This is a genomic window from Halomonas marinisediminis, assembly GCF_004347715.1.
In the GTDB taxonomy this organism is placed as follows: Bacteria; Pseudomonadota; Gammaproteobacteria; order Pseudomonadales; family Halomonadaceae; genus Halomonas; species Halomonas icarae.
Map to the genome: position 1 here is coordinate 1 of NZ_SLTR01000010.1, position 12804 is coordinate 12804.

The 12804-nt window shown below is 66.2% G+C and carries 14 protein-coding genes; 2 read left to right on the forward strand and 12 right to left on the reverse strand.

Going from position 1 to position 12804, the window contains the following annotated elements; genetic code table 11:
• A partial coding sequence (locus tag E0702_RS08785) for an aldehyde dehydrogenase family protein (protein WP_132041242.1) occupies window positions 1–162 on the forward strand: 162 nt, incomplete at its 5' end.
• Window positions 163–239: 77 nt separating this feature from the next.
• Here the strand turns inward: E0702_RS08785 and E0702_RS08790 are convergent.
• From E0702_RS08790 to dauA, 3 genes are all read right to left on the reverse strand, one after another.
• A complete protein-coding gene (locus E0702_RS08790; protein WP_132042930.1) occupies window positions 240–728 on the reverse strand; it encodes a CreA family protein in 489 nt (162 codons plus the stop codon).
• Between the two features lie 51 nt (window positions 729–779).
• Entirely contained in the window at window positions 780–1295 is a 516-nt protein-coding gene (locus E0702_RS08795; RefSeq protein WP_132042932.1) for a TlpA disulfide reductase family protein, read from the reverse strand.
• Between the two features lie 93 nt (window positions 1296–1388).
• Window positions 1389–3131: a C4-dicarboxylic acid transporter DauA gene (dauA, locus tag E0702_RS08800; RefSeq protein ID WP_132042934.1), complete on the reverse strand. Its 1743-nt coding sequence runs from the start codon at window positions 3129–3131 to the stop codon at window positions 1389–1391.
• A gap of 253 nt (window positions 3132–3384) precedes the next feature.
• Between dauA and E0702_RS08805 the strand changes: the two genes are divergently transcribed.
• A complete protein-coding gene (locus tag E0702_RS08805; protein WP_132042936.1) occupies window positions 3385–3837 on the forward strand; it encodes a hypothetical protein in 453 nt (150 codons plus the stop codon).
• A 53-nt stretch (window positions 3838–3890) separates the two neighbouring features.
• Here E0702_RS08805 and E0702_RS08810 read toward each other — a convergent pair whose 3' ends face one another.
• From E0702_RS08810 to E0702_RS08850, 9 genes are all read right to left on the reverse strand, one after another.
• On the reverse strand, window positions 3891–4652 hold the full coding sequence (locus E0702_RS08810; RefSeq protein WP_132042938.1) for a DUF1499 domain-containing protein: 762 nt from the start codon (window positions 4650–4652) through the stop codon (window positions 3891–3893).
• Between the two features lie 120 nt (window positions 4653–4772).
• Window positions 4773–5459 (reverse strand): hypothetical protein, encoded by a 687-nt coding sequence (locus tag E0702_RS08815; RefSeq protein ID WP_132042940.1) that lies wholly within the window; start codon window positions 5457–5459, stop codon window positions 4773–4775.
• 92 nt (window positions 5460–5551) lie between these two features.
• Entirely contained in the window at window positions 5552–6265 is a 714-nt protein-coding gene (locus E0702_RS08820; RefSeq protein WP_132042942.1) for a response regulator, read from the reverse strand.
• Window positions 6262–7698: an ATP-binding protein gene (locus E0702_RS08825; RefSeq protein ID WP_132042944.1), complete on the reverse strand. Its 1437-nt coding sequence runs from the start codon at window positions 7696–7698 to the stop codon at window positions 6262–6264. The genes E0702_RS08820 and E0702_RS08825 overlap by 4 nt, the downstream gene beginning before the upstream one ends.
• A gap of 92 nt (window positions 7699–7790) precedes the next feature.
• Window positions 7791–8717: a lysine exporter LysO family protein gene (locus E0702_RS08830; protein ID WP_132042946.1), complete on the reverse strand. Its 927-nt coding sequence runs from the start codon at window positions 8715–8717 to the stop codon at window positions 7791–7793.
• A gap of 97 nt (window positions 8718–8814) precedes the next feature.
• Window positions 8815–9558 (reverse strand): hypothetical protein, encoded by a 744-nt coding sequence (locus tag E0702_RS08835; RefSeq protein WP_240721703.1) that lies wholly within the window; start codon window positions 9556–9558, stop codon window positions 8815–8817.
• A gap of 126 nt (window positions 9559–9684) precedes the next feature.
• Entirely contained in the window at window positions 9685–11031 is a 1347-nt protein-coding gene (locus tag E0702_RS08840) for a nicotinate phosphoribosyltransferase (RefSeq protein ID WP_132042948.1), read from the reverse strand.
• Complete coding sequence (locus E0702_RS08845) at window positions 11028–11591, reverse strand: nicotinamidase (protein WP_132042950.1); 564 nt, start codon at window positions 11589–11591, stop codon at window positions 11028–11030. Before E0702_RS08845 ends, E0702_RS08840 begins: the two co-directional genes overlap by 4 nt.
• Window positions 11592–11701: 110 nt before the next feature.
• Window positions 11702–12637 (reverse strand): 2-hydroxyacid dehydrogenase, encoded by a 936-nt coding sequence (locus E0702_RS08850; RefSeq protein WP_132042951.1) that lies wholly within the window; start codon window positions 12635–12637, stop codon window positions 11702–11704.
• Window positions 12638–12804: the final 167 nt, after the last annotated feature.

Below are 12804 nucleotides of genomic sequence, written 5' to 3' on the forward strand. Positions count from 1 at the left end.
GTATGGACCAACTGCTACCACCAGTATCCGGCGCATGCGGCCTTCGGCGGCTACAAGAAGTCCGGCGTCGGTCGAGAGACCCACAAGGTGGCCCTCGAGCACTACCAGCAGACCAAGAACCTGCTGGTCAGCTACGACATCAATCCGATGGGCTTCTTCTAACCTCATGCCATTCGGGGCGCTGCTCCGAATGGCTTCGATCCCGTCGGCCGCGCCATCCGGCGTGGCCGACCCCCTCCCTACTCGCCGACGGGTGCCTGCCAGGCCTGGGTGTTCCAGAGTGGCACGCTGCTCAGGGCATGCTTGAAGCTGCCGTTGGTCTCCTTGGTGCTGTAGACCAGATACAGCAGCGTCTGGTTGTCGGCGTCGAAGATGCGGCGCACCTTGAGGCTCTTGAACAGTACACTCTTGGATCGGCGATAGAGCAGCTCGCCACTCGCCGAGGTGTCGATATCCGCCAGCATGGCGGGGGTGATGGGACCGGTCTGGCGGCAGGCAAGGCTGCTGTCGGAAGGGTCGGCGAAGTCGAGGTCGGCCTCGATATTGCTGAGGTGACAGGTCACCCCGGGAACCTTGGGGTCGGTGAGGCTCTCGATCTTGATGTCCTTGGTGGTGAACAGGCCCAGCGAGACATCGCCCACTTCGTTGTCGTTGCCACAGCCGGCAAGCAACAAGGAGAGTGTGGCCAGGATCAGCAGAGGGGTAGGGCGGGAGCGAACTCGAGGCATTGGGGATCCTGTCGGTATCGAGGAGAGTCTTCTCTTGGCGGCAGCGTGATTCTACCTCCTCGCGTCGTCCGCCGTCCCCTGGGGTCCGCTCGCACCGAGCCTTTCGGCCTCCTGCAGCAACTGGCCCAGATGCACGCCCAGCGTCAGATCCTCCTCGATGCCGAAGTGACGGTAGCGGAGCCGGCCGCGGATATCGATCAACAGCGTGGTGGGAGTGCCCTCCAGTGCCCAGGCGCGCATCGTATATGGTCGAGGATCGTCATCGCGGCTGGCGGTATCGACGCCGACCGGGAAGGCGTAGCGGTTCTCGGCCAGAAAGACCGCCAGCGCATGGGGCGTCATCACGTCATGGTGTTCGAAGACGCTGTGAAGCCCCACCACGCTCAGCGGAACATCGACCAGCCGGCGGGCAATCCGCTGGGTCTGCGGCAGGCCGTGGAGGACACAGCCGGGACAGAGCATCTGGAAGACATGGACCAGTACCACGCGCCCCCGCAGCATACCGAGCGTCAGGGGCGTGTCGCAGTTGAGCCAGCGGCTCACCCGCCAGTCGGGTAGTGCGGCCATGGTGACCTCATCGAGTGGCCGTGGGTCCTCTTACTATGGTCGAGAAGTTACCCTGACGGCCAGTCTCCCCTGGACCCTACGCAGCCGGGTGGCCTAGCCCGATGAGCCCGCCAGCCAGCGTTCGGCGAGGCGTAGTGCATGGCCCTGGTTGGTCACCATCGCCAATCGGCCCGCTTCACGGTGCAGGCCGGCGCGGCGCAACTTGAGGATCAGCGGGGCCGGCAGTCCCACGAATACCAGGCCGATGCCGCGCTCATGCAGTTCCTCGGCTAGGGTCCGCAGGGCGACGATGGCGGTGGCGTCGAGGCTGGGCACATCATGCATATCGAGCAGCATCACGCGGATCTCCCTATCGACGACCTGCAGCGACGAGATCGCCTTCTCGGCGGCGCCGAAGAACAGCGGGCCGTCGATATCGTAGAGAGCCACTCCCGGTGGCAGGTCCATGTTGCCGTCATGATCACTCTCGTCGAGCCGACGAGTCTGTGTCACTTCGGCCATGCGACGGATGAACAGCGCCGCCGCCAGTCCCATGCCCACCGCCACCGCCAGCACCATATCGAACACCACCGTCAGCGCGAAGCAGATCACCAGGATGGCAACATCGCTGGCCGGGGCACTCTTCAGGGTGTGGGCGAAGTGCCGTGCCTCGCTCATGTTCCAGGCGATGATAAACAGCAGGGCAGCCAGTGCCGCCATGGGCACCAGGGCCAGCACTCCCGACAGCAGTACTACCGCCAGCAGTACCACCAGGGCATGAATGACGGCGGCCAGCGGAGAGAAGGCGCCACTGCGGATATTGGTAGCGGTGCGTGCCAGTGCCGCGGTGGCGGTGATGCCACCGAAGAAGGGCGCGATGATATTGCCCAACCCCTGGCCCACCAGTTCGGCATTGGGGTCATGGCGGGAGCGGGTAAGGCCATCGGCCACCACGGCGCACAGCAGCGACTCGATGGCGCCCAGCATGGCGATGGCGAGAGCCGGGCCCAGCAGTTCGCGAATCAGGTCAAAGTCAACCACCAGCGGAGTGCCGTCCGGACCGGGAAGCTGCCAGGGCAGCACCAGGCTCGGAGCGAAAGGCGGGATGCCGCTGCCGCTCTCGCCGTGAAGGGTCCAGCTGAAGCGCGAGGCGATGGTGTCGATCTCGATGCCGGCGGCTCCCGCGGCCAGGGCCGCCAGGGTACCCACCGCGAGCCCTGCCAGCGGGGCAGGAACCGGCAGCTTGAGCCGCGGCCACAGCACCAGGGTGGCGAGCGTGATCAGGCCGATGCTCAGCTCGGCGGGGGCCAGCTCGGACAACGCCTTCAGGATTCGCAGCGCATTGCCCGGCGTGCTTTCGCCAAGCTCGAGCGAGAGCCCCAGGAAGTCCGGCAGCTGCAACAGGGCGATGACCACGGCGATACCGGCGGTAAAGCCCAGTACCACCGGGTAGGGGACGAACTGTATCAGGCTACCCAGTCGCGCCAGGCCCAGGGCCATCAGGATCAGTCCGGCCATCAGGGTGGCGATCAGCAGTCCGCCGATGCCGTGGTTGGCGACGATGGGGAACAAGATCACCACGAAGGCGGCGGTGGGGCCGGAGACGTTGAAGCGCGAGCCGCCGGTGAGGGCGATGATCGCGCCGGCGACGATGGCGGTATAGAGGCCGTGCTGGGGGGGAACGCCGGTGGCGATGGCCAGCGCCATGGAGAGCGGGACGGCGACGATACCGATGGTCAACCCGGCGAGCAGGTCGCGACGCAGCTCGGCCAGGCCGTAGCCCCGGCGCCAGGCGGCAACAAGGGCGCTGCCAGGAAGCGGAACCCGGTAACCCTCGTTATCGGAGGAGCGAGACATGGCAACTCCTTTGCTTGCTAAAGAGCGGAGCTATTACGTTACGCCTTTATGTTGCGATGCCGCAAGGCTGCCTGGCTCGCTTGACAATACGGGTGAACCAGACCTGGGCCTATCTGAATGCTAGCCCGTTGTTCCTCTTCTGATTCCTCCGGAGCATTGCCAGGATGAAGCGAGGTGGTAACGAGAATGGACTACGCTGGGTTCAGGCCCACAGGGCCTGATCGCTCATCTGGATACGCTCAAGAGGTGCAAGATGACCACTTCAACGCTTACTGGCAAGACTCCGCTACGGTGCATGCTGTTTTCCCTGCTGTTCGCCGCTCCCCTGATCATGGCCAACGATGGCCATGATCTCACCTTCGAGGGGGATGGGACCTTCAATGGGGCGCATGGCGGCCAGGAGGTCCATGCGGCTGTCGTCGATGCAGGCACCGGCGACGTGATAGCCACGAAGTCCGGTACCGTCTCCGCCGATGAGGCCCCGGCCTTCTCGCTTGATTTTCCCGGCGTGCTGAAGGGGGACGGCAGCTACGAGGTGCACTACTGGATCGACTCCAACTTCGGTGGCGGCAGCGAAGGGGCCTGTGACCCCAAGGGCACCGATCATCAGTGGAGCGTATCGCTGGAGGCGACCAGCGAAGCACTGACGCATGAGGAAACTCATCGGCCAGCGGAGCAGACCGACGTCTGTGCCACCTTCGAATAACGTGTCGGGCCGGCCTGGCGCTGTCGGTCGGCCCAACGGCGAGCCCCGAAAGATTAGTCAGCCGACTCCAGGCGTCGCACCAGGTCGTCCATAAAGGTCAGGATGCGCGCCGCGTTGGTGCCGACGTCGCTGACCCCCAGCCGGGAGGCGGAGCGCATGTCTACTCGAGTGCCCTCATCCGTCTCGTTCAGTCGGATCACCACATCATCCTTGAAACCGAACCAGGTCGTGGTTGCCGTGGCCTCGATTCTTGTGTCACTGACCGCGGCAATGTCCCACCCGGTACTGGCTATCCCGGCTTCGGCGGCCTCCCGTACCGTCTCGAGAGGCGCATCGAGCATCAGCGGCTGGATCGCCGGATAGGCCTTTCGCTGCTGTTGTGCGGTCATTTCGCCGGGATACTCCACCGCGTTGGGCGCGGCCCTGCGTGCCTCGACCAGAGCCACGAAGGCGGGCGGGTCCTGCATGTCGGTGGTGATATCATGGATCGGCGGCACCGCCTGGGCCTGCTGAAGCTGTAGCCAGGGTATGGCGACCAGCGCTCCACCGGCCAGTATCACCAGGCAGCCGAGCAGGGCGGGCAGGGCGCGACGAGTGACGAGGGCAATCAGCAGAGCCACCAGACCCAGTCCCGCAGCGCCGAGGGCGGTAAAGGCACCGTAGCGCAGCAGGCCGAAGGCATTTCCCAGAGTAAGCAGATCCATGCGATAGGCCGGGCCAGACAGGGCCATCGCCAGGGCCGCCAGGGTGGTGAGGATGCCTCCGACCAAGGCCACCTTGAAGGCCGGTCCCTGGTGTCTGCGGTCAGTCGTCATTGGCAGGATCCGGTAGCTATCGGTCATCAGCCAGCAGTCATCAGCCAGCAGTCATCAGCCAGTATGAAAGGGGGCCGGGTGTGCCCCGGCCCTCTTCCACTACTGGTTCAGCGTAGCGTATCAGTCGTTGCCATTGCCATTGCCATTGCCATTGCCAGCCTGGTGGCCGTGCCGCTTGCCGTGGGCCATGCGGGCGGTCTGCTGCATCTCCTCGAACTGCTCATCGGTCAGCAGCTCGGCCAGTGCGGCTCGGTGCTCGTCGCGCAGCTCCTGGTAAGCCTCGCGACGCTCTTCACGGGAGTCGAAGTCACGATCGCGCAATTCGGCCATCTCGGCATAGTGAGCCTGGCGCAGTTCGCGCAGCTCGTCACGCTCCTCGTCGGAGAGGTCCCAGCCGTCGACCATCGCACGCATGCGGTGCTGCAGGTCCTCGGCCGAGGGCTGGTGCCTGCTGGCGTGGTGCTCCTCGTGCATCTCGCGGCGTGCCTCGTCGAGAGCGCTCCGCTGCTCGTCACTGAGCAACTCCTCGATACGCTCACGATGCTCCTCGCGCAGCTCGGCCATCGCTTCGCGATGTTCACGGTGGGCGCTCTCGAGCGCTTCGCGAGTCTCCGCATCGAGTCCGGCACGCTCGAAGAGTTCAGCGCGTTTCTCGGCGTGGCGTTCGGCGCGGGCTTCCTGCCACTGCTGGCGACTCTCGGCACGCTCACCGTCGCCGGGCGCAGCGCTGGCCTGGAGTGCCAGCGGGGCGATCGCCATGGCGAGGAGGGCGGGGGCAAGCATCTTGCGGTAGCGTCTGGTCTGCATGAGGAGACTCCTGTTTCTTATGGGTTGACAAGGTCTACCTTGCGCCGGTCCTGTGCAAGGGCCATGCAGCGAAGGTGCAAAGGTGGTGCAGTTCACTCCTCGGGCTGATACTTGTAGCCGACCCCGTAGACGGAGCGGATCACCTCGCGTTCGGGCCATATGTCGGCAATCTTTCTGCGCAGTTTCTTGACGTGGCTGTCGACGGTGCGCTCGGAGACGATGCGGTGGTCGCGGTACATATGGTCCATCAGCTGGTCACGGGAAAAGATACGCCCCGGGGCATGCATCATCACCTTGAGCAGCTGGTACTCCACGGCGGTAAGCGCGAGGTCGTGACCATCCGCCAGGGCACGCCAGCCCTCCTCATCCAGTATCAGATCACTGCCCAGGGCGTCAGGCTCATTGGCCAGCTGGGTGCGGCGCAGCACCGCCTTGACCCTGGCGACGACCTCTCGAGGACTGAACGGCTTGCAGATGTAGTCATCGGCGCCCAGTTCGAGCCCCAGCAGGCGGTCGACCTCCTCGACCCGGGCGGTAAGCATGATCACCGGCAGGGCAGGCCAGCGCTGACGGATCTCGCGACACAGGGTTAGGCCGTCGGTGCCGGGCAGCATCAGGTCGAGGAGCACCAGCGCCGGTCCCTCGGCGGCCTGGCGCGTCTCCTCCAGCCACGGTAACACGCTGTTGCCATGGTCCAGGTGATGGGGCTCGAAGCCACTGCCGGCCAGGTAGTCGGCCACCAGTCGGGCGATCTTGGGTTCATCCTCGACGATCAGGATGCGTTGAGGGTGCTCGGCCGAGGTCATGCTCTCTTCTCCTTGAGCGTGGCGTCATCGAGAGGCGGGAAGCTCAGGATCCAGCGTAACCCACCCAGTGGCGAAGGGGCAGCGGTCATCCGGCCGCCGTGGGCCTTTACCAGGGCGGTGGCAATGGAGAGTCCCAGACCACTGCCACCGCTAGCCCGGCTGCGCGACCCCTCGACCCGGTAGAGGCGTTCGGAGAGCCGCGACAGCTGGGAGTCCGGGACTCCCGGTGCGCTGTCATCCCACAGGATTCGGACGCCACCAGGGCCGTTTTCGAGGCTGACGTGCAATTGGCCGGGGGGGTGCGTATAGGCGCAGGTGTTATCCAGCAGGTTGCTCCATAGCTGCCTCAGCCGGCTGGCATCACCACGGATCCAGGCCGACTCGGGGATGTCTTGCGTCAGGGTAAGGCCGTTGTCGTCGAGCCAGCCGCTGCCTTCGTCGAGACGCTGGCGCAAGCTGTCGGCGATATTGAGTGGTGCCAGCTGAACCTCCAGGGCGCCGGCATCGCTTTGCGAGAGCAACCGCAGGTCGGCGACCAGACGCTCGAGCTGCTTCACCTCCTGGGAGAGCGAGTGCAGGCTTTCGTGCTCCAGGGGCCGGATGCCGTCCTGCATCGCCTCGATCTCTCCGCGCAGCACCGCCAGCGGTGTGCGCAGCTCGTGGGCAATATCCGAGACCCAGCGACTGCGCGCCTCACGACTGGCTTCCAGGGTGGCGGCGAGGATATTGAAGTCACGCGAGAGTCGAGACAGTTCATCACGACCGCGCTCTGGCAGGCGGGTGCTGTAATCCCCTTCGGTCAGGCGCAGGGTGGCCTGGGCCATGCCGCGGGTACGGCGCCCCAGCCACCAGGAGAGACCGCCGGCCAGCAGCAGCGAGGCCAGGCCGAGGGCGCCGGTGATGATGCCCAGGTTACGCTGCTGGCGGGTCAGGAAGACGTGCTCCATGCGGGCCATCAGCTGCTCCGGCGGGCGGTAACCGAGGGTTCCGACCCGCTGCCCCTCGTGCTCGATGGGCAACCAGCGCAGGGTGGCGGCCTCCTCGTCGTTGTTGGGGGGCAGGCCGATCACCGGCAACCCCTCGGCATCATGAAGCACGAAGTCCTTGGGGTCGCCCAGTCGCCGCTCCAGCCCCATCGGCGGAGGGCCGGCACCTGGCCATAGCTGGTGACGCACCAGACGATACCAGGCTCGGGGCGAGGCACGCAGCCACTGCCAGTCGCCGCGGCGTGACCACTCATCGGCGAGGCCCTTGACGAGGGTCTCGGCGCGCTGGGTCTGGGTCTTGTCCAGATACTCGAGGAAGCCCTGGTCGAGGCTTCGTGACACCGCCAGGAACACCAGGCCCGAGATGGCCACATTGACCGACAGGATGACCACGAACAGCTTGATGCCCAGCCGGGAAATGGCGGGGCGTGGCAGAGTCAGGCGCATGATTGCCTCACCGCGGGCGGAATGGGCCAACAGCATAACCCCGGGCGGCGCAGCCAATCGTCATGCAATGTGCAAACCCCGTGCAAGGAGGCTCACAGCGTCAGCAGGAACAGGATCAGTGGCGGCGACAGCAGGGAGAGCAGAAAGCCCGAGACCACCGCGACCGGCACGCAGCCGACCCCCCCATGCTGCTGGATCACCGGCAGGGTGAAGTCCATGGAGGTGGCGCCGCCGTAGCCGATGGCCAGGGCGGCGTGTCGGCGGATCACCAGCGGGATCAGCACGAAGGCGACCAGCTCACGGGTCAGATCGTTGAAGAAGGCGACACCGCCCAGCGCCGGCCCCAGGGCGTCGCCCACCAGAATGCCCGACAGGGAGTACCAGCCAAAACCGGCGGCCATGGCCAGCCCCTCGTTCCAGCGCAGGTCCAGCAGTGGGGCGGCGAGCAGGCCGCCGACGAGCGAGGTGGCGGCAAGGGTCAGGGCAATGGCCAGGCCGTGGTGGTTGAGCAGGATCTGGCGCAGCGGCATGCCGGAGTTGCGCAGCTGGCAGCCGATCAGGGCCAGCAGGATATAGAGCACCCACTCGGCCAGGGTCTCGGCCATGGCGTGGAGCGGCAGGGTGGTCAGCCGATCGGCGGCCAGCCCCAGTGCCACGCCGAGGACTACCACACCGACCAGGGCCAGCGAGCCGGCCATGGCAGCGAGCTTGCTGGTCGGGGCGCCGGGCACCACACGGGCGGGGTCGGCGGTGAGCCCCAGGCGGCGCGACAGCCACCAGAGACCGACCAGGTTGCAGGCCGACGTCACCACGAACAGCGTCAACGCCTGTCCGCCCATGCGCGACAGCTGCCCGGCGAGGTTATCGAGGCCGGCGAGGCTGAAGCCCATCAGCAGCAGGATGCCATAGACCGAGGCATTGACTCCCCGGTTGATCGCCGTCAACACGGTGGGGTGACGGACCGGTATCAGGTAACCCACTACCAGGGGCAGCAGCACGATCAACAGGCCGCTCAGCATGGAGACTCCCTTCCCTATATTGGCCGCCCCGTGGCGGCGTCTCGAAAAGCGGCTACTCTAGCAGGCGGGCTTGAGGCGCCCAACCGCTGAAGCGACATTAGTCAGGGAGGGTTAGCCTGCTCAGTCTCAGCTGGCTGCGGCGCTTGCCATCACGGTGATAGTCGACCGACAGCAGCAGCCCGGGTACCTCGGGGTGGAATCGAAACAGCAGCCGGCGGCTCGGCTTGTCGGCCTCCCAGGCTTCGGCCGTGATCGTCTCGAAGCTACCCGCGGGTAGCGTGATCCGTGAGCGGCCTTGAGTGTGGGCCCTGAGACGCTCCTCGCGCCCCTTGTGATCCAGGTAGCGGATATCGCAGGGGCTGTCGGCACAGTCGCCGCCGATGATGCGGCGGGAGAGCGTGAAGAGTGCCGTCTGACGATCTGGCAGTGCCTCGAGTGGCTCGGCATCGAGTTGATAGCTGTCGCCGACGCCCAGCAGTGCGTAGCCGCTGGCGTAATAGAGTGACTGAATTCCTTCGTCCTGAATCATGAAACGGCTGCGCTCACTGCCGCGGGCGACCCGTATATCGGTCTCCATCAGGCTTTCCCAGTAGTCACCCTCACGGCTGAGGCGATGGTCGACATAGGCGGCCGGCCAGCCCTCGACCTCGAGCCGGTAACGCGCGGCGAAGGGGCGTAAGGCTATTGAGGGGACGGCGGCAGCCCGAGGAGCGGCGCCGTTTTGGGCTGGCGTGGTCGGTGCATTGGCCAGAGCCATCAGCGGCAGGCAGGCGAGCAGCCAGGGCGCAAATAGGGCCAACTGGCCGCCGCGCCGGGACCATCGTATGGCTCGCTGGGGCATGGACGCTCTCCATCATGGGAACTGAGTGGCCCGCAGGGCCTTTGGCGATAAGAGGTCGCTGTGGGTCCTGAAGTTCCCCTTGACGTGAAGATGCCGCATTGCCGGCGACGCTATCAGGCAAGGGCATCAGGTGATGGAGCGGAGATGTTCCAGGGCCGACGAGAGCTCGACCGGGTAGTCGCCGTGCCCAGCCTCCAGTCGCAGCAGCTCCTCGGGAAGACGAGTCAGGCTGTCACTGACTCGCTCGCGAGCCCCTTCGGCCAGGGCCATCCCTTCCTCGATCGGTTGACCGCCGCGCACCATGGGATGCAGCAGTGCCTCGCCTTCGACGCCTGTCTCATCGCGCAGGGCGATGACGTCGCCGAGGTAGCGGCCTTGCGCGTCCCGGCGGCGATAGACCTGCTTGGGGCAGGGCAGGTTGATCTTGCCCGGCGAGTGCTTGAGTCGTGGGGTTCCCGCGTACTCCACCAGCTTGTAGGAGAGATCGATGACCGGAGCGTCGGAGGAGACGCCCATCTCGGTGCCCACCCCGAAGGCATCGATGGGAGCGCGGGCCTCGATCAGGGCCGCGATCTTCCACTCATCCAGCCCGCTGCTGGCGACGATCTTCACCTCCTGGTGCCCCGCGGCATCGAGCAGCGCCCGGGTCTCCCGGGCAAGCTGGCCAAGGTCACCGGAGTCGAGGCGCACGGCACCCACTCGGATGCCCGGTTCGGCGTTCATCAGTTCGATCACCTTGCGCACCCCTTCCAGGGTATCGTGGGTATCGACCAGCAGGGTCGTGTCCGGGTAGTGGCGAGCGAAGGCGGCGAAGGCGGCCTCTTCATCATCGTGGGCGAGAATATAGCTATGGGCCATGGTGCCGGAAAGCGGCATGCCGTGGCGCAATCCGCCGAGCACGTTGCTGGTGCCGGCAAGCCCCGCGGTGCGATAGGCGCGAACCCCGCGCACCGCGGCATCGATGCCGTGCATGCGGCGCATGCCGAAGTCCACCACCGGCCGGCCCCGTGCCGCCAGCACGATGCGCACCGCCTTGGACGCTAGCACCGTCTCCAGCTGCACCAGGTTCATCGCCAGGCTCTCGAGGAGCTGGGCCTGGGCGATAGGCGCCTCCACTTCCAGCAGCGGCTCGTTGGCGAACACCGGCGTGCCCTCGGGCAGGGTCCAGATGTCGCCCTCGAAGCGCCAGCGGGCCAGCCAGTCGAGAAACCCCGCCTCGAAAAGGCCGGTGTCGGCCAGGCGCGTAAGCGCCATGTCGGTAAAGCGCAGCCGGGCCAGCCGTTCCGCGGCGTGCTGTTGCCCGCAGGCGAGCATGAAGCGACGCTCAGGCGGCAGCCGTCGGAAGAACAGGCTGAAGGTGGCGACCCCGTCCATGGCCTCCTTCCAGCAGGCCTGGGTCATGGTCAGCTGGTAGAAGTCGGTGAGCAGGGCCAGCTCCTCCTCGTCCACCGACAGCGGGGGCAGTTTGCTCATGGGCGCACCTCGATGCCGGCGCTCTGCAGCTCACCGCGCACTTCGGTTAACGCCTCGGAATTCACCGCGGCGCTGAGGGCTTCGAGCAGGCGCACCGCGAAGCCCTCCCGGCAGGCGTCGAGCGCCGTGGCCTTGACGCAGACGTCCAGCGCCAGGCCGCACACGATCACCCGGTCGATGCCCCGGTCGCGCAGATAGCCGGCCAGGCCTGTGCCGTCGAAGGCGGAGTAGGCGTCGGCGTCGAAGGCCGTGGCCTTGCTGACGCGGATCGTGTCGTCGGGCAGCTCGAGCTCGGGATGGAAGGCCGCCCCCGGGGTGTCCTGCACGCAGTGCACGGGCCAGGGGCCGCCACGATGTTCGAAGCTCGCGTGGTCGACGGGGTGCCAGTCCCGTGAGGCGACGATCAGGGCCCCCGTCGCGTGGGCCGTGGCAATTTCGGTATTGATCGCCGGCACCAGGGCGCTGCCTCCGGCAACCGCCAGGGCGCCACCCTCGCAGAAGTCGTTCTGCATGTCGACGACCAGCAGGGCGTCACTGGGCGTGTAGTCGATAGGCGTCATAATGCTCCTCCCAAAAGCCGGTGATTGGCTCACTTATCAGCGTACCTTCTGAGTCGAGGCTCGTGTAACAAAGGCATAACCCCGTGGGGGAGGAGGGCCTGACGGGCTCCTCAGTAGCCGGCCCCGGGGTCCACCGTCTCCAGGGGCTCGCCGGCTTCGAAGGCCCGCAGCGCCGAGACCACCTGATCCAGAGCCACCTCCAGTGGTGTCGGCCCGGCCATGTGCGGGGTCACCCACACCCGGGGATGGCACCAGAGCGGACTCGTCTCGGGCAGGGGCTCCTCGGGAAAGGCATCGAGGAGGGCGCCGCGCAGGCGTCCCTCGACAGTGCCGTCGCCGAGGGCCTCGAGCAGGGCGGCCTCATCGATCAGGGTGCCTCGCCCCGGGTTGATCAGGCTGGCGCCCTCGGGCAGCAGGGCGAGGGTTCGCGCATTGATGATGTGCCGGGTGGCGGGAGTATCGGGAAGCAGCAGCACCAGGCTCTTCACCTGGCTCAGCAGCGCCTCCAGGCCGTTATCGCCGTGGTGGCAGGTGATGTCGTCGAGATGCTTGGGCGATCGGCTCCAGCCATGGACCGGGAAGCCGTCGGCAGCGATCATCGTCGCGACCCTGGCGCCGATGGCCCCCAGCCCCAGCACGCCTACCGGCCAGTCGGCCTTGTCGCACATGGTGTGCTCCCGCCACTCTCGTGCATGCTGCTGGCGACGGTAGCGATCGAAGTCACGCTGGAAGTGCAGCAGACCATAGCGCACATAATCACCGATCGGTTCGGCCATGCCGGCGTCACGCAGCTTGACGATGGGCACTCCGGCCGGGAGCTCGGGATTGTTCAGCAGGGCATCCACCCCGGCGCCCAGGTTGACGATGCCCTTGAGCGCCACGAGCTCGCTCAGCAGTGACGCCGGAGGCTTCCACGCCACCAGATAGTCGGCTTCGCGACGCTTGGCTGCCGGTGCCGCACTGGTGAATATCTCGGCCTCGGGGAGGCGGGCCGCCAGTGCTTGCTGCCAGCGCTCGGGCTCGTCGTTGTGGACCAGTACCTTCATGTTTCCTCCCGGATGACGTGATGCCTCCATCATCTCTGGAGTGGTGACCATGAACAAGCCCGTTACTTCCGAGCTCTCAACATAAGGAAGTGCTTGACCCTCTACCATGGGTAGGCAGTAACCTTCATGCTATGGGGCACCCTCCACTGTCAGGTGCGACTGTGCGA